At 71.0% G+C, this 15,468-nt stretch carries 16 protein-coding genes and 1 tRNA gene; 9 read left to right on the forward strand and 8 right to left on the reverse strand.

The window, feature by feature from the left end; translation table 11 throughout:
• On the reverse strand, positions 1–627 hold a 627-nt coding region (locus AC1D15_RS04920), incomplete at its 3' end, for a sigma-70 family RNA polymerase sigma factor (RefSeq protein ID WP_477825126.1).
• Between the two features lie 122 nt (positions 628–749).
• Between AC1D15_RS04920 and purU the strand changes: the two genes are divergently transcribed.
• From purU to AC1D15_RS04940, 4 genes are read left to right on the forward strand one after another with little or no spacing between them, the layout of a single operon-like run.
• Entirely contained in the window at positions 750–1,634 is an 885-nt protein-coding gene (purU, locus tag AC1D15_RS04925; protein WP_047508400.1) for a formyltetrahydrofolate deformylase, read from the forward strand.
• Between the two features lie 12 nt (positions 1,635–1,646).
• Entirely contained in the window at positions 1,647–2,096 is a 450-nt protein-coding gene (locus AC1D15_RS04930) for a YybH family protein (RefSeq protein WP_477825127.1), read from the forward strand.
• 10 nt (positions 2,097–2,106) lie between these two features.
• On the forward strand, positions 2,107–3,108 hold the full coding sequence (locus AC1D15_RS04935) for a YheT family hydrolase (RefSeq protein ID WP_477825128.1): 1,002 nt from the start codon (positions 2,107–2,109) through the stop codon (positions 3,106–3,108).
• A gap of 20 nt (positions 3,109–3,128) precedes the next feature.
• Positions 3,129–3,662, forward strand: a complete 534-nt coding sequence (locus AC1D15_RS04940) for a DUF2946 family protein (protein ID WP_477825129.1) — start codon at positions 3,129–3,131, stop codon at positions 3,660–3,662.
• 57 nt (positions 3,663–3,719) lie between these two features.
• Here the strand turns inward: AC1D15_RS04940 and AC1D15_RS04945 are convergent, their stop codons facing one another.
• On the reverse strand, positions 3,720–4,322 hold the full coding sequence (locus AC1D15_RS04945; RefSeq protein WP_477825130.1) for a c-type cytochrome: 603 nt from the start codon (positions 4,320–4,322) through the stop codon (positions 3,720–3,722).
• 127 nt (positions 4,323–4,449) lie between these two features.
• Here AC1D15_RS04945 and AC1D15_RS04950 point away from each other — a divergent pair.
• The 3 genes from AC1D15_RS04950 (at position 4,450) to AC1D15_RS04960 (ending at position 6,304) form a co-directional block, all read left to right on the forward strand.
• Positions 4,450–4,525: transfer RNA gene (locus AC1D15_RS04950), tRNA-Arg, on the forward strand.
• A gap of 73 nt (positions 4,526–4,598) precedes the next feature.
• Complete coding sequence (locus AC1D15_RS04955) at positions 4,599–5,624, forward strand: DUF3667 domain-containing protein (protein WP_477825131.1); 1,026 nt, start codon at positions 4,599–4,601, stop codon at positions 5,622–5,624.
• A gap of 14 nt (positions 5,625–5,638) precedes the next feature.
• On the forward strand, positions 5,639–6,304 hold the full coding sequence (locus AC1D15_RS04960; protein WP_477825132.1) for a DUF2799 domain-containing protein: 666 nt from the start codon (positions 5,639–5,641) through the stop codon (positions 6,302–6,304).
• A 12-nt stretch (positions 6,305–6,316) separates the two neighbouring features.
• Here the strand turns inward: AC1D15_RS04960 and AC1D15_RS04965 are convergent, their stop codons facing one another.
• Together AC1D15_RS04965 and AC1D15_RS04970 are read right to left on the reverse strand one after the other, a co-directional pair.
• Positions 6,317–7,297: a LysR family transcriptional regulator gene (locus AC1D15_RS04965; RefSeq protein ID WP_477825133.1), complete on the reverse strand. Its 981-nt coding sequence runs from the start codon at positions 7,295–7,297 to the stop codon at positions 6,317–6,319.
• Positions 7,275–8,141 carry a class II glutamine amidotransferase gene (locus tag AC1D15_RS04970; protein WP_477825134.1) on the reverse strand — a complete coding sequence of 289 codons (867 nt, stop codon included), beginning with the start codon at positions 8,139–8,141 and terminating at the stop codon, positions 7,275–7,277. The genes AC1D15_RS04965 and AC1D15_RS04970 overlap by 23 nt, the downstream gene beginning before the upstream one ends.
• A 50-nt stretch (positions 8,142–8,191) precedes the next feature.
• Between AC1D15_RS04970 and AC1D15_RS04975 the strand changes: the two genes are divergently transcribed.
• Entirely contained in the window at positions 8,192–9,205 is a 1,014-nt protein-coding gene (locus AC1D15_RS04975; RefSeq protein WP_477825135.1) for a septal ring lytic transglycosylase RlpA family protein, read from the forward strand.
• A 15-nt stretch (positions 9,206–9,220) separates the two neighbouring features.
• On the opposite strand, the gene AC1D15_RS04980 is transcribed toward AC1D15_RS04975, so the two are convergent.
• The 4 genes from AC1D15_RS04980 to AC1D15_RS04995 form a co-directional block, all read right to left on the reverse strand.
• Positions 9,221–10,036 (reverse strand): SDR family oxidoreductase, encoded by an 816-nt coding sequence (locus AC1D15_RS04980; RefSeq protein ID WP_477825136.1) that lies wholly within the window; start codon positions 10,034–10,036, stop codon positions 9,221–9,223.
• On the reverse strand, positions 9,999–11,003 hold the full coding sequence (locus tag AC1D15_RS04985; RefSeq protein WP_477825137.1) for an FHA domain-containing protein: 1,005 nt from the start codon (positions 11,001–11,003) through the stop codon (positions 9,999–10,001). The genes AC1D15_RS04980 and AC1D15_RS04985 overlap by 38 nt, the downstream gene beginning before the upstream one ends.
• Positions 10,985–12,322, reverse strand: coding sequence for a S1 family peptidase (locus tag AC1D15_RS04990; protein WP_477825138.1), 1,338 nt, complete (start codon positions 12,320–12,322; stop codon positions 10,985–10,987). Before AC1D15_RS04990 ends, AC1D15_RS04985 begins: the two co-directional genes overlap by 19 nt.
• Positions 12,323–12,413: 91 nt before the next feature.
• The gene (locus tag AC1D15_RS04995; RefSeq protein WP_477825139.1) at positions 12,414–14,315 is read right to left on the reverse strand and encodes a hypothetical protein; all 1,902 of its coding nucleotides are present in this window, start codon (positions 14,313–14,315) and stop codon (positions 12,414–12,416) included.
• 221 nt (positions 14,316–14,536) lie between these two features.
• Between AC1D15_RS04995 and AC1D15_RS05000 the strand changes: the two genes are divergently transcribed.
• Positions 14,537–15,468, forward strand: a 932-nt coding sequence (locus AC1D15_RS05000) for an ABC transporter substrate-binding protein (protein ID WP_477825140.1), incomplete at its 3' end; no start/stop codon positions are given.

The following is a 15,468-nucleotide window of genomic DNA, read 5'->3' on the forward strand; positions in this document are numbered from 1 at the left end:
GCCATCGCGCAGCACGGCATGGTCGAGGCAGGCCTTCAGCGACAGCAGCGCGCGCCGCACCCACGATTTCACGGTGCCGAGCGGCTGGCGCATCTGGTCGGCCACCTCGGCATGGCTCAGGCCGTCGTAGAACGCGAGCGCCACGCTCTGCCGCTGCGGCGCGCTCAAGCCGTCCATGCACTGCGCGAGCGCGCGGGCGTCCGAGGCCCGGCTCAGCATCTCGAGCGGCGTCGGCGCGTCGTCTGGCACATCGTCGTACACGTCCTTGTCCTCGTCGTCGTGGAACTGCGCCGGCTGCGTCTGCGGCTCGGTCTGCTTGCGGCGCAGGCTGTCGATCGCGCGGTTGCGTGCGACGCTGGTCAGCCAGGTCAGCGGCTGGCTCTGCGCCGCATCGAAGCTCTGCGCGGCACGCCAGACGTTGACATACACCTCCTGCAGCACGTCTTCCGCCTGCGCCCGGTCCCGGTTGATACGCAGCACGACGGCGAACAGATGCGCGCTGGTGCGCTCGTACAGCGCCGCGAAGGCCTGGCGGTCGCCGAGCCCGCTGCGCGCCAGCAGCTGCGACAGTTCCTTGCTGCGATCACTCCATTCGGCGGGTGCTGCGGCCATGGCGCTGGAAGTCACGGGGGCGTGACGTGGTTCACGTGGCGGCGATTTTATGCATCCCCATGCATCCCTGGGCATCCCGTGCATCCTTGTGCGGCGCTCCGCCGGGGGCATCCACCCCGTCCGTACAATCTGCGCCCATGCAGCCTGTCCGTGAATTCGTCCTCACCCTGTCGTGCCGTGACACCAAGGGCATCGTCTACACCGTCTCCGGCCTGCTGTACCAGGCCGGCTGCAACATCCTGGATTCGCAGCAGTTCGGCGACATCGGCGAAGCGTCGGCGACCGGCCTCTTCTTCATGCGCGTGCACTTCGAGGCGCCGGCGCACCTGGCCGAGGTCGCCACGCTCGACAAGCTGTTCACCAGCGTGCGCGAGCAGTACGGCATGGACGCGACCTTCCACGACCTGTCGCGCCGCCCGCGCCTGCTGCTGATGGTGAGCCAGCACGGCCACTGCCTGAACGACCTGCTGTACCGCTGGCATTCGCAGCAGCTGAATGTCGACATCGCGGCCGTCGTGTCGAACCACCCCGATTTCGCCGGCCTCGCCGAGCGCTACCAGATCCCGTTCCACCACCTGCCGCTGCCGGCCGGCAGCAGCCCCGAGGCGAAGCGCGCGCAGGAGCAGCAGGTCGAGGCGCTGATCGAGCGCGAGCAGGTCGACCTGACCGTGCTCGCGCGCTACATGCAGATCCTGAGTGCCGGCTTCTGCGGCTTCATGAAGGGCCGGGCGATCAACATCCACCACAGCTTCCTGCCGAGCTTCAAGGGCGCGAAGCCGTACTTCCAGGCGCACGACCGCGGCGTCAAGCTGATCGGCGCGACCGCGCACTACGTGACCGCCGACCTCGACGAGGGGCCGATCATCGAGCAGGACGTGGCCCGCGTCGACCATTCGCTGAGCGCGCAGGACTTCACCGCGGTCGGCCGCGATGTCGAATGCATGGTGCTGGCGCGCGCGGTGCGCTGGCATGTCGAGCACCGTGTGCTGCTGAACGGTCAGAAGACCGTCGTCTTCCGATAAGGAACCCTGCCGATGGCCCGTCCCAAACCGCCCGCCGCCGCGCTGCTGTCCTCGGCCGATGACACCGAGCAGCAGTTCTACGAGGCGCTGCAGCGCGGCGATATCGAGAAGCTGATGGCGGTCTGGTCCGACGACGACGACATCACCTGCGTGCACCCGGGTGGGCCGCGGGTGGTCGGGCCGGCGGCGATCCGCGCCGCGTTCGAGTCGATGTTCTCGAACGGCACGATCGATGCGCACCCCGAGAAGGTGCGGCGGCTCGACAGCGAATCGACGTCGGTGCACAGCGTGCTCGAGCGGGTGCAGGTGATGACCAACGAGGGCCCGCAGGCGGCCTCGGTCGTCGCGACCAACGTGTACGTGAAGACGGCGCTCGGCTGGCGCATGGTCGCGCACCATGCGAGCCCCGGTTCCGTCGGCGAGGTGCAGGAGGTCGGCGAAACGCCGGCGGTCTTGCACTGAGGTGACCGTCATGGACTTCCGGTCCCCACGCTGGCTCGGTGGCCGCGGTGCCGTCGGCGGCAACCTGCAGACGATCTGGCCGGCGCTGTACTCGAAGCGCTACCACGGGCCGGCGCCGGTCTACCGGCGCGAGCGCTGGCCGACGCCCGACGGCGATTTCATCGACGTGGATTTCCAGGTGGGTGACGAGTCGGCCGATGCGCCGATGCTGGTGCTGTTCCACGGCCTCGAAGGGTCTTCCGCGAGCCACTACGCGCAGGCCTTCGCGCACTGGGCGCGCGAGCGCGGCTGGCGCTACGTGGTGCCGCACTTCCGCGGCTGCTCGGGCGAGATCAACCTCGCGCCGCGTGCGTACCACTCCGGCGATTTCGAGGAGATCGGCTGGGTGCTGCAGACGCTGCGCGCGGGCCACGCCGGGCCGATGGTCGCGGTGGGCGTGTCGCTCGGCGGCAATGCGCTGCTGCGCTGGGCCGAGGAGGCGGGCGACACGGCCTCGGCGGTGGTGCGCGGGGTCTGCGCGATCTCGTCGCCGATCGACCTGGCGGCCGGCGGGCAGGCGATCGGGCGCGGCTTCAACCGGCATGTCTACACGCGCATGTTCCTGCGCACGATGATCCCGAAGGCGCTGCGCAAGTGGGATCAGCACCCCGGCCTGTTCGACCGCGAGCGGCTGCGCGCGGTGCGCGACCTGTACGCGTTCGACAACGTGTTCACCGCGCCGCTGCACGGCTTTCGCGACACCGACGACTACTGGAAGCGGGGTTCGGCCAAGCCGCACCTGCACCGCATCCGCGTGCCGGCGCTGGTGCTGAATGCGCGCAACGACCCGTTCGTGCCGGCGCACAGCCTGCCGAGGCAGGCCGATGTCGGCCCGTTCGTCACGCTGTGGCAGCCGCACCATGGCGGCCACGTGGGATTCCCGGCGGGGGCTTGGCCCGGGCATGTGATGACATTGCCGGAGCAGGTCATGGGATGGCTGGCTCCGCATGCGGGCCATCCGCCTGCGCGCTGACCGACCCGAAAGGAGCCGCGATGGACGAGATGGTCAAGGCTGCACTGAAGAAGTGGCCCAACGTGCCGGCCTGCGTCGGCTGGCTCGCGCTCGATGCGCGCGGCGAGTGGTACATGCGCGACGACCGCGTGCAGGCGGCGGGTGCGTTCCCGCAGGTCAAGGGCAGCGTGATCCGGCATGACAAGCTGCGCGAGTTCATCGGGCGCAACTACGAGGGCGATGCGCGCGGCCGCTGGTTCTTCCAGAACGGGCCGCAGCAGGTGTTCGTCGAGCTGGAGGCGGCGCCCTGGGTGTGGCGGCTGGCCGCGCAACCGGAGGCGCCGCCGCAGCTCGAATCGCACACCGGCCGCGCGGCGCGCATGGAGAGCGCCTGGCTGGACGAAGCGGGGCGGCTGTACCTCGGCACCGAGCTGGGCCTGGGCATCGTGCACACGCTCGACATGGAGGCCGCGGCCGATGCCGTCGAGCGCGGCTGGTGGGTGCCGCAGCCGGTCGAGCAGGCGGCCTTGCTGCAGCAGTTCGGTGTCTGCCTGAGTCCGCAGCGCCTGGCATGAAAAAGCCGGCGCGAGGCCGGCTTCGTCGGGCGGGCGTGGACTTGCGTCCCGCTTGATCTACTTCACGGCGGAGGCGGCGGCCGATGCGGCCGGGGCGGCTTCGGCGGCGGAAGCTGCACCCGCGGGCGCAGCACCGGAGGCCGGCGCGGCCGCAGGTTCGGCGAACTTGGCGCCGCCCTTGTTGGCCATGTAGACGACGGCGCGGCCGATCTCGACATCGCTGAAATCGCCGCCGCCCTGCGGGCCCATCGCGCCCTTGCCCTTCAGCGCGTGGGTCAGCAACACGTCGTAGCCCTGCGGGATGCGCGGTGCCCAGGCCGCGGTGTCGCCGAACTTCGGCGCGCCGGCGACGCCGGCGGTGTGGCAGGCGGTGCACTGGGCGGCGAAGACCTGCTCGCCGCTCTTCAGCGAGGCGGGATCGGACAGGTCCTTGACCTCGTAGCCGGCGATCGGCTGGATGCGCTTGGCGACGGCCTCGGCCTTCAGGCCATCGCTGCCGGCGGCGGGCTGGTGATCGGCCTCGACGTAGCTGACGAGCAGGATGATGGCCACGATCGGGATCACGAAGGCGAAGAACACCGCGAGGATCAGCTGCTTGGGCGTCTTGATCGGACCCTCGTGCGGGGCGTCGTGTTCGGGAGTGCTGTGGGCGTCGCTCATGGAGTTCCTCGAGGCGTATCCGTTGGCTGGCGATACTGGCAAAACCGCGGGATTATAGAGGGCCCCTCCCGGCGCGCCACCGGGCTCACCCGGGGTCGGCGGCGGCCACTGTAGAATCCCGCACTTCGCGCCCGTAGCTCAATGGATAGAGTACTGCCCTCCGAAGGCAGGGGTTGCTGGTTCGATCCCAGCCGGGCGCACCATTTCCGCACGACCGGCACACCACGGCCACGGCACCGCAGCACCATCGCTTCACTTCACGGAAGAACGATCCCCATGCGCGCTGCTTCGGTGAGCGACGATGCACACAAGGCGTGCCGCAACTGCGGCGAGACACTGCGCGGTGCCTGGTGCCACGCCTGCGGCCAGAGCGGCCACCTGCACCGCTCGCTGCTGCACCTGGGCGAGGAGGTCCTGCACGGCCTGCTGCACTTCGAGGCCAAGGGCTGGCGCACGCTGCCGCTGCTGGTGGCGCGGCCCGGCCTGCTGACGCGCCGCTACATCGACGGCCAGCGCGTGCGCTACGTGTCGCCGCTGGCGCTCTTCCTGTTCACGGTGTTCCTGATGTTCTTCGTGGTGTCGCTCGGGCCCAAGGGAACGCCGGACCGTCTTGCCGGTGCCGCGTCCGAACGGGCCGACCTGCTGGCCGAGGTGAAGGACGCCGATGCGGCGGTCGCCAAGGCAGAGCAGGAACTCGCCCGGATCCGGGCGCAGGGAGCAGACATCACCGACGCACTCGCCGAACTGGCCGAAGCCCGCCAGGAGGCCCGCATGCAAGGCGAGGCCCTCCAGGCCTTCGACGCCTCGCCGAGGGCGACTGCCGCGCCGGCCTCGAGCCCGGTCGACGGACAGCACCGGACCCGCGTCGACACCGGCAACGCGCAGCTCGATGCCGCGATCCGCCACGCCATCGACAACCCGGAACTGGCGCTCTACAAGCTCAAGGGCACGGCCTACAAGTTCTCGTTCCTGCTGGTGCCGATCTCGCTGCCGTTCCTGTGGCTGATGTTCTTCTGGCGGCGCGGCATCGCGATGTACGACCATGCCGTCTTCTCGCTCTACTCGCTGACCTTCATGTCGCTGCTGGTGACGGTCGCGGCGCTGCTGTACGGCACCCCTGCCCGGGGCTTCGTCGCGCCGCTGCTGATCCTCGTGCCGCCGGTGCACCTGGCCGTGCACCTGCGCGAAACCCATGGCCTGACGTGGTCGTCGACCGTGTGGCGCACCGGCGTGCTGCTGTGCGTGTGCCTGGCGGCCTTGCTGCTGTTCCTGGCCGCCATCCTGGCGCTGTCGATGGCCTGATCGCGAGTTCATCCATGACCCCCACGCTGCGCACCCTGACCCTCGCCGCCCTCTGCGCCACCTTCCTCGCCGGCTGCTCGGTGATGAGCAAGGACGATTGCCTGAAGGCCGACTGGCGCGAACTCGGCCGCCGCGATGCTTCGCAAGGCCTGACGATCGAGCGCTTCACCGCGCGTGCCGACGCCTGCCGCAAGAACGACATCGGCGCCGACCGCAGCGCCTATGCCGCGGGCCATGCCGACGGGCAGCGCGCCTACTGCACCGGTGAACTCGGCGAGAACGATGCGACGCTCGGCAAGGTGTCGGCGCCGCTGTGCGCGCCGGTGCCGGTCGGCAACGCCTACCAGACCGGCTACGAGATGGGCCTGATCAGCTTCTGCACCGCGCGCAGCGGCTACGAGTTCGCGCGGCTCGGCGGCACCTACCGCAACACCTGTCCGGCGGATCTCGCGGGGCCGTTCAACGCCGGCCTGCGCATGGGCACCGAACTGCGCGCGCTGAACAACCGGCTCGACGGCATCCTGCGCGATGCGACCGAGCAGCGGAAGGTGCTGGCCGACGACAAGTCGAGCGCCGACCAGCGCGACACCGCCCGGCGGCAGCTGCGCCAGCTGGATGCCGACGAGGCCGCGACGCGCCGCCTCATCCGCCAGGCCGAGCTGTCGGCGCTGTCGCTCTGAACATCGCGACGCTCAGCTCACGACGTCGCTGACGAGCAGCGCAGTGCGCGCCGCCGAGGTCGCCGGCGGATGGCGCGGCTCTTCGGGCAGCTCGGCGGTCTGCTCCCAGATCGCGTGCGCCAGCACGGCCGCCGGGCTGCCGCGCAGGACGTGGCGCGGCCGCACCATCAACACCTCGACCGGCGCGGTCCAGCGCGGCTGGGCGCACAGCAGCTCGCCGGCCCGCAGTTCGTGGCTCACCATCGACTCGTAGACCATGCCGAGCCCGAGCCCCTGCGCCACCAGCGCGTGCAGGCCGGACATGCTCTGCGCGACGCCGGCCACGCGCAGGTGGGGCAGCGTGCGCTCACGCGCCAGGCGCCGGTTCAGGAAGCTCGCCAGCGGATGCGCAACCGCATAGTCGACGACCGGCACCGGCCGCTGCGGCGTGCCCGGCAGCTCGAACAGCGGCTGGCCGCCGCGCGCGCCCACCACCGGCATCAGGCGGTCGCGCGCGACCAGCTTGGCGTGGAACAACTCCGGGGCGAGGTCGACCGCCGCTTGTGGATCCTGGGCCACCACCCACAGCAGCGCGCGGCCCGACAGCAGCGAGGCGCGCGCGTGGCGCTCGTCGTGGCTGACGACGCGCAACGCCGTGTCGGGGCAGCTGCGCCGGATGCGCCCGAGCAGCAGCGGCAGCAGGCCGGCCTCGAGTCCGTCGGCGACGGCGATCGTCACGGCATGGGGATTGCGGCGGATGCGCCATGGATCCTGCCCTTGCGCGGCATCGAGCATCGAATGCAAGCCGATCGCCAGCGGCGCGAAGCGGCGCCCCGCCGCCGTCAGCAGCAGCGGCTGCGCCAGGCGATCGAACAACGGCGCGCCGACCCACTGCTCCAGTGCCTGGATGCGCCGCGACAGCCCCGACTGCGAGACGCCGCGGCGCTGCGCCGCGTGCGTGAAGCTGCCGCAGTCGATCACCGCCTGGAAATCATCGAGCCATCGGACGTCCATCGGCATCGTTGCCTTCCCGGCCGCTGTGCGTCGTCGGAGCCGGGAACATCCGGGTGTCGGGGTGCGTGTGGCGCCAGACCGCTTCGCCGTCGACGAACAGCCGCGATTCGCCGGTCTTCAGCGGCGACCAGGGTTCGTCGACCGTGAGCGGCGCGGTCGCGATGACGACCATGCGGTCGTCGCGCCGGTTCAGCACGCCCAGGTCGAGCGACACGTCGCAGTCGACCAGGCGGGCGGTCGGGAACGGGTGGCGGCGCTCCAGCACCACCAGCCGGCTGGAGCAGTGCGCGTACAAGCCCTGGCCGTTGGACAGCAGGATGTTGAAGTTGCCGTGCCGCGCAATCGAGGCGCACAGCTCGGCCACGCACGGCGCCATCTCGAGCCAGCCCGGCGGTTGCGGCCGGTTGCCGAAGCGCTCGCGCAGCTGCTGCAGCAGCCAGCAGAAGGCCTTCTCGCTGTCGGTGCTGCCGATCGGCAGGAAGGGCCCGCGCAGCGGCGGGTGGAAATCGCGCAGGTCGCCGTTGGTCGCGAAGATCCAGGACTGGCCGCCCCACTCGCGCTGGAACGGGTGGCTGTTCGACAGCATCGGCTCGCCCTGCGTGGCCTTGCGGAGGTGGGCCAGCACGATCTTCGACTTGATCGGGTAGCGGCTGACGAATTCGGCCAGCGGCGAATCGCAGGCCGGCTGATCGTCGAGAAAGATGCGGCAGCCGGATCGCTCGTAGAAAGCGATGCCCCAGCCGTCGGCATGGTCGCCGGTGCGGCCGCCGCGTTGCGCGAAGCCGGTGAACGAGAAAGTGATCGCGGCATTCGCGCTGGAGCTCATCCCGAGTAGCTGACACATGGCAGATCTGGTGTTCAATACGCGGCATCGTGGCCTCCAATTGAGGAGAAATGACGAAGTTCGATGCGATCGCCCGCGAGCTGCGCGAGCACAGGCACCACCTCTCGATGCTGTGCGTCGCGGCGTTGCTGGCGGCGTGCGCCTCGGGCCCGCCGAAATCGTCGTCCCGCGACGGACCCGAAGCGAAGCCGCCCCCCGACCTCGCGCGCGTGCCCGATGCGCAACCGCAGGTCGAACCGATCCGCCCGGGCGGGCCGAACAAGCCCTACGAGGTGCTCGGCAAGGACTACACGCCGCAGCGCGACGACAGCCCGTTGACCGAGAAGGGGCTCGCCTCGTGGTACGGCCGCAAGTTCCACGGCAAGCGCACCGCGAGCGGCGAGGTCTACAACATGTACACGATGACGGCCGCGCACAAGACGATGCCGATCCCGAGCTACGCCCGGGTGCGCAACCCGGCCAACGGGCGCGAGGTGATCGTGCGCGTCAATGACCGCGGCCCGTTCCACCCGGGCCGCGTGATCGACCTGAGCTACACCGCGGCGCTGAAGCTCGGCGTGCTGAACGGCGTTGCGCCGGTCGAGGTCGAGCGCATCACGTTCGAGCAGATCCGCGCCGGGTCGTGGCGGCGCGATGGGGGCGCGACGGAGGTGGCTGCGGCGCCTGCGCCTGCGCCGACCCCTGCGCCATTGCCCTCGCCATTGCCGGCTGCCGTGTCGACCCCCTTGCCGGTGCCGGTCGCCGCCGTACCGATCCCCGAGCTGCCGGCTGCATCGGCCCCCGATGCGCCGGTCGACCCGAAGCCCAGCCGCGCCTTCACGACCGCGGCACAAGGCTTCTGGGTGCAACTCGGCGCGTTCAAGCAGCGCGATGGCGCCGAGGAGTTCCAGCGCCGCGTGTCCGGCGAACTCGACTGGCTGGCGCCCTTGCTCGCGGTGTTCAGCGAGCCGTCGATCTTCCGGTTGCAGGCCGGGCCCTACCCGAGCCGCGGCGAGGCGCAGGATGCCGCCGCCCGCATCCGCGAGGCGTTGAAGCTGGTGCCGTTGATCGTCGAGCGCCGCTGAACGGAGCCGTCGGCCTCAGCGGCCGCCGGTCACGTCCAGCAGGCTGCCGGTGGTGTAGCTCGCCGCATCGGACAGCAGCCACGCGATCGCGCGCCCCACTTCGTCGGCCGTGCCGGCGCGCTGCATCGGCACCTGCGGCGCCAGCTGCTGCACCCGGTCGGGCTGTCCGCCGGAGGCGTGGATGTCGGTCTCGATGATTCCCGGCCGCACCGCGTTCACGCGGATGCCTTCGGTGGCCACCTCGCGCGCCAGGCCGATCGTGAAGGTGTCGATCGCGCCCTTCGCGGCGGCATAGTCGACGTACTGCCCCGGGCCGCCCAGCCGCGCCGCAGCCGACGACAGGTTGACGATCGCGCCGCCCGGCCCGCCGTGGCGTGTCGACAGCCGCTTCACCGCCTCGCGCGCGCACAGGAAGCTGCCGAACACGTTGATCGCGAACATGCGCTGCAGGCGCGCGCCGTCGATCTGTTCGACGCGGGTCGCCCGGTCGACGACACCGGCGTTGTTGACCAGGCCGTGCAGCGCCGCCACCTGGCCGTCGCGCCCTGCCGCATCGACCTGCCCGAACATCGAGATCACCTGCGCCTCGACCGACACGTCGGCCTGCACCGCGATCGCGCGCCGGCCGAGCGCGAGCACGCGGTCGACCACCGCCTGCGCCGCGGCCGCATCGCGGGTGTAGTTCACCACCACGTCGAAACCCAGCTCCGCGCAGCACACGGCGGCCGCGGCGCCGATGCCGCGGCTGCCGCCGGTCACCAGCACCGTGCGGCCGCGCGCCGCATTGGCCAGGTCACTCGTCGTCGCCGCCACCTTCGCCGTTGTCGTCATCGCCTGCATCCTCCTTGCGCTTGGCCTTCGCGTCGAGCGTGGCCTGCAGTTCCGCCACGCCCTTCATGAAGGTGGCGGTGTCGACCGGCTTCGCGACGCGCAGCGCCGGCGGGAACAGGTGGCTCATGTAGAGCTCGCTGCCCAGGCGGTCGCCGCCCTGCCAGTTGAACCACAGGCTGAGCGCCGTGCCGACCAGCGCCATCGCGACCGCCGCCTGCCGCACGCGGCGGTGCCGGTAGGGCTCGACCGCCAGCATGTGGAAGTACAGCAGCGTGGCGCCCACCGCATAGCCGAGCACGAACCTGAAGTCGCTCAGCCACGGCCACGACAGCGAGAACGACAGCAGCTGCGTCGCGCCGCTGATCAGCTCCCACGCCAGCACCGCGATCAGCACCACGCGCAGGTGCCAGCCGAAATGCCCCTGGCGCGTGAACAGCTTGGACAGCAGCGTCCACACGCCGCACCAGCCCAGCAGCCCGACGATCGCCGAGATCGCGCTGCTGCCGAGGGCGCGCACGAAGCCGTCGGGGTCGGTGTCGAGGTAGATGTTGAACACCTGCATCGCGCCGACCAGCACCAGCAGCAGCGCGAGCAGCGGCAGGCCCTGCGCGAGCGAACGCGTCGGGTCCAGCCGCAGCTCGGGGGCGAGCGCATGCTCGGCCAGGCGCAGCCGCAGGTGCACGCGGCCGATCGTGATCGCGAGCGGCGCATCGCCGACCGCGCCGCGCGCGCCGGCCTCCACCCGCTGCGTGCCGAGCAGCGCGCCGTTGATCGTCTCGCCCACCAGCACGAACGCGCCGGACTCGTCGCGGTCGATCACCAGGTGGTGCGGCGCGACGTGCGGGTCGTCGAGCACCAGGTCGTTGTCGAGCGCGCGCCCGACCCGCAACGGCCACTGCGGCACCGCCACGCCGTGGCGCGGCGTGCCGTCGCGTTCCAGCACTTCGATCAGCGCGACGGCACCCATGCGTAGGCCTCCAGGTAGTGCTGTGCGAGTTTCATCGCGTTCGGATAGCTGACGCCCTGGGCGTCGAAGCGGCCCTGCACGCCGGTTTTCGGTTCGTCGAGCGTGGCCACCAGCACCGACACGTCGTACAGCTTCGGCAGCTTCTTGTAGGCGCGCACGCAGACCACGGCGCGCAGCGGCAGGCCGCCCCGGTCGATGAAATCCTCATGGCACTGCGGGCGCGTCTGCTGGTCGGGGCGGCGGCGGTCGAAGTGCTCGTTGCGGAAGCTCTGCGCATAGCGCGCCGAGAAGCGCAGCGTGCCGAGCTTGCGGCCGTCGTAGCTCTCGTGGCGCACCGAGACCGCGCCGGTCGTGAACTCGCCCATGAAGATGCGGGTGTCCATCACGCAGTCGGAGCGCTCGAAATCGAGCCCGCCGGTGCGCGACGGCTCGCTGCTGCCCCAGCAGCGCATGAAGCGGTCGGGCGGCACCGGCACCTGGTAGCGCGGGTGCGTCGCGAGCTTCCAGCCCTGCGCGATGAAGCGGTCGGTCAGCAGCTGCTGGTGCGCCATCATCTGCTCGGTCAGCACCGGCCAGGCGGGCAGCGCGAGCGGTGCGGCGTCGCGCCCGCGGGCCAGCAGCGCGCTCGCGAAGGTGGCCGGCACCAGGAAGCTGACCTGCTCGCCGTCGACGCGCCGCGCGACGTTGACGCCGATCACGCGGCCCTCCTGGTCGAGCGCGGGGCCGCCGCTCATGCCGCCGCTCAGCGAGCCGGCGAAGAAGATCTGCGGGTAGAACGAGCGCTCGACGAGGCCGTTGTAGTTGCCCTCGATCACCGCGAAGCCGACGTCCAGCGGGTTGCCGAGCGAGTACATGCGCTCGCCCTGCGCGAGCTTCTGCCCCTCGGGCCGGAACGGCAGGGCATCGAAGGTGGCGGCGGCCTTGGCATCGGCCATCTTCAGCAGCGCGAGGTCGTGCAGCACGTCGAGCATCAGGATCTTCACCGGCGCCTCGCGGCCGTCGGCGGTGACCGACACCAGGTCGTGGCGCTCGGGCTGCAGCGCAGCCTCGGCGACGACGTGGAAGTTGGTGATCATGTGCCCCTGGGCCGACACCAGGAAGCCGGAGCCCACCGAGGTCTGGCTCGCCTGGCCCTTCAGCACGGTGCGGATCTGCACCAGCTGCGAGCGGGCCTGCTCGTAGACCTTGCGGGCCGACAGCGACACCGGCGCGGAGGCCGGCGGGTCGGGGGGAGCGGCCTTGGCGGGCGCCGTCTGTGCCATCACCGGCGCCGTGACGGCCCCGCAGAGCACGAACGCTAGGGCGTGAATCAGTCTCATCGAATTCATTCTACGGGGGCGGCCCCCGTAGCCCGGATGCCAATCCGGGATTCATGACCGTGGAACCCGGATTGGCATCCGGGCTACACGCTCAGTGGCACTCGGTCGTGCCGGGCGTGCACGCGATCGCGTTGCTCTGCAGGTCGAGCCCGTCGCCGGTGCGGCCGTACAGCGCGAGCATCTTGTAGCCCGTCGCCGGCAGCGCGGTGCCGCCGTTGGTGACGGCGATCGCCGCCGAGGTCGCGCCCGGGCGCAGCCGGAAATCGGCGATGCGCCCGCTGCCGCCCTGGCCGCATTGCGAACGGTCGCTGCAGATCGAACCGCTGTCGAGGCCGAGCGTGCCGTGGCTGAAGGTCCATGCCAGGTTGAGCGTGGTGCCGGCGTTGGCATCGAGCGCGAGGTCGAGCAGCGCCTGCCGGCCGGCGCTGGTCAGGTCTGTCCACGGCAGGTTGGGCATCGCGGCCCAGACCGGCGGCACGCCTTCGACGTCGACCTCGAAGCTGCTGCGGCCGGAGACCGCGAACGGCGCGCTGCAGGCATCGTCGCTGAAGGTGTTGACGGTGACGGTGCGGCCGCCGCGGAAGAAGTTGCGCACCACCGCATCGCCGGCATCGCCGTCAGGCAGCGCCACCCAGGTGTCGTCGGCGCTGCGCAGTGCGCCCGCGGCGGGGTCCAGGCTGCGTTCGTTGCTGAACCCGTTCTGCTGCCACAGCGACAGCCGCGGCACGTCGGCACCGAAGCGCTTGTAGTACGCGATCGTCACCAGCGCCTGGTCGGCATTGCGCTGCACCACCTGCGCGCACTGCAGGCCGGTGACGGCCTGGATGTCGAAGGCGATCGCACGCGAGTAGCTGACGACCGGCGTGTCGCCGTCGATGCGCACGTCGCGCTGTGCCTTCGCCGATGCATGCAGCTGCACCGGGTCGACGTCGCCGAGGAATTTCCACGCGCCGCCCTCGCGCGTGACGCCCATGCCGCTGCCCACCGGCTGCACGCCGCCGGCCTGGTCCTGCAGCACGAAGCTGACGCGGCACACCGGCTGCGCGCCGTCGAGGTCGCAGCGGCCGAGCGTCGGGCTCAGCAGCCGCGAGCCGAACATCTCCTGCGACGCGAACATCTCGCACAGGCCGGCGGCCACCGCAGCGGCGCCGGTCAGCGGGGCACCGTCGTCGGTGCTCATGCGCGCGCCGCTCGCGAGCTGCGATGCGAGGCCGCTGCTGCACGCGGGGGCGCTGGCCAGCGCCTGCGTCATGTTCGCGAACAGCGTCTCGAGCCCGCCGAGCGATAGCTCGCCCGCGCCGTTGGCCACGGTCACCGCGCCGAGTGTCGAGCCCTGCTCGAGGTAGAGGTTGCCGCTGCCCAGGCGCGGCGTGATCTGCACGAAGGCCTTGTCGTCGACGCCGGTCGTCACGCCGACGGCGTCGAGCACCTTGTCGTAGCCGCTGCGCGATCCGGCCGACAGCGCGCCGGTGATGAAGTCGAAGTTCGCCGCGACGTTGCCGCTGAGCACGCCCGACAGGCCGGCCCGCAGCTGGGTCTGCGCGCCGGCGACGGCGCTGGCATCGAGCACGCTGCTGCTGCCCGCCATCAGCTCGACCGGCGACTGGCCGGTGGCCAGCAGCACGGTGGCGCTGGTCAGCGGCGTCACGTTGGCGGTGCCGGGACCTTGCGCGACCGAGTACAGGCACTGGTAGTTCGCGCCGGCATAGCCGCAGGCCTCGATGCGGAACGGTGCCTTGCCCGTGAGCTCGGGCACCGTGAAGCTGCCGTCGGCCGCGACTGCGATGTCGTGCGCGACGAGCACGCCGTCGGCGTCCAGGATGCGCAGCGTGCCGCCGGTGATCGGGGCGCCGACCGCGACCGAGCCGGCGAGCTGCGTGGTCGGGGTGACGTTCACCGGCGCGGCGCTCTGCGACGACGGCGAGCCGCCGCAGGCGGCCAGTGCGAGCACGGCCAGAACGGAGAGGGCGAAACGGGGGGATCCGAGGTTCATGGCGCTCCTTCGCGACCGGCAATACCGCACGGCGCCATCCCGGAATCGGTTTCCGGCGGCCCGTGGTGAACAGTCTTCGGCGGGGGCACTGCCGCCTTGAGCCGGGGCTTCCCGCGCGAACGTGACTTCGTGACGCGGCAGCGCCTACGCAGCAACCCTCACGGCCCGACCGGTCATCGGGGCTAAAGTTGCCGCTTCCTCGGACCCCCGGATCTCGCACCATGCAACGTCGTGACATCCTCCTGCGCAGCGCCGCCGCCGGCGCGGTGGCCGCCTTTCCTGCCCTGCTGCACGCGCAGGCGCTCGACAAGCCGAAGCTGACCATCGCGGTCGGCGGCAAGAACCTGCTGTACTACCTGCCGCTGACCATCGCCGAGAGCCTCGGCTACTTCAAGGCCGAGGGGCTGGAGGTGACGATCGCCGACTTCGCCGGCGGCTCGCGCGCGCTGCAGGCGGTGGTGGGCGGCAGCGCCGACGTCGTGTCGGGTGCGTTCGAACACACGCTGAACATGCAGGTCAAGGGCCAGCGCATGCGCGCCTTCGCGCTGCAGGGCCGGGCGCCGCAGATCGTGCTCGGCATCAACCCGAAGACGATGCCCGCCTTCAAGGGCGTGGCCGACCTGAAGGGCAAGAAGATCGGCGTCACCGCGCCCGGGTCGTCGACCAACGTGCTCGCAAACTTCGTGCTCGCGAAGGCGGGGTTGAAGGCGAGCGACGTGTCGATCATCGGCGTGGGAGCCGGCAGCGGCGCGGTCGCGGCGATGCGCTCCGGCCAGATCGACGCGATGAGCAACCTCGACCCGGTGATCACGCTGCTGCAGCGCAGCGGCGACCTGAAGATCATCTCCGACACCCGCATCGTCGCCGAGGCCGACAAGGTGTTCGGCGGCCCGATGCCGGCCGGCTGCCTGTACGCGCCGCAGACCTTCATCGACAAGAACCCGCTCGCGACGCAGGCGCTGGCGAATGCGCTGGTGCGGGCCGACAAGTGGATCCAGGCAGCAGGCCCGGGCGAGATCATCAAGGCGGTGCCCGAGAGCTACCTGCTGGGCGACCGCGCGGTCTACATCGACGCCTTCCTCGCCGCGAAGGGCGCGCTGTCCGTGGACGGGCTGTTCCCCGAGGCCGGCCCCGAGACGGCGCGGCGCGCACT

The sequence above is a fragment of the Rhizobacter sp. P2_H2 genome (assembly GCF_056403375.1).

Bases quoted from the DNA above. Each gene is read 5' to 3' on its own strand.
- AC1D15_RS04965 (WP_477825133.1), bottom strand. From the start codon at position 7,297: ATGGACGTCCGATGGCTCGATGATTTCCAGGCGGTGATCGACTGCGGC.
- purU (WP_047508400.1), top strand. From the start codon at position 750: ATGCAGCCTGTCCGTGAATTCGTCCTCACCCTGTCGTGCCGTGACACC.
- AC1D15_RS04975 (WP_477825135.1), top strand. From the start codon at position 8,192: ATGACGAAGTTCGATGCGATCGCCCGCGAGCTGCGCGAGCACAGGCAC.
- AC1D15_RS04995 (WP_477825139.1), bottom strand. From the start codon at position 14,315: ATGAACCTCGGATCCCCCCGTTTCGCCCTCTCCGTTCTGGCCGTGCTC.
- AC1D15_RS04955 (WP_477825131.1), top strand. From the start codon at position 4,599: ATGCGCGCTGCTTCGGTGAGCGACGATGCACACAAGGCGTGCCGCAAC.
- AC1D15_RS04970 (WP_477825134.1), bottom strand. From the start codon at position 8,141: ATGTGTCAGCTACTCGGGATGAGCTCCAGCGCGAATGCCGCGATCACT.
- AC1D15_RS04935 (WP_477825128.1), top strand. From the start codon at position 2,107: ATGGACTTCCGGTCCCCACGCTGGCTCGGTGGCCGCGGTGCCGTCGGC.
- AC1D15_RS04980 (WP_477825136.1), bottom strand. From the start codon at position 10,036: ATGACGACAACGGCGAAGGTGGCGGCGACGACGAGTGACCTGGCCAAT.
- AC1D15_RS04945 (WP_477825130.1), bottom strand. From the start codon at position 4,322: ATGAGCGACGCCCACAGCACTCCCGAACACGACGCCCCGCACGAGGGT.
- AC1D15_RS04930 (WP_477825127.1), top strand. From the start codon at position 1,647: ATGGCCCGTCCCAAACCGCCCGCCGCCGCGCTGCTGTCCTCGGCCGAT.
- AC1D15_RS04960 (WP_477825132.1), top strand. From the start codon at position 5,639: ATGACCCCCACGCTGCGCACCCTGACCCTCGCCGCCCTCTGCGCCACC.
- AC1D15_RS04985 (WP_477825137.1), bottom strand. From the start codon at position 11,003: ATGGGTGCCGTCGCGCTGATCGAAGTGCTGGAACGCGACGGCACGCCG.
- AC1D15_RS04990 (WP_477825138.1), bottom strand. From the start codon at position 12,322: ATGAGACTGATTCACGCCCTAGCGTTCGTGCTCTGCGGGGCCGTCACG.
- AC1D15_RS04940 (WP_477825129.1), top strand. From the start codon at position 3,129: ATGGACGAGATGGTCAAGGCTGCACTGAAGAAGTGGCCCAACGTGCCG.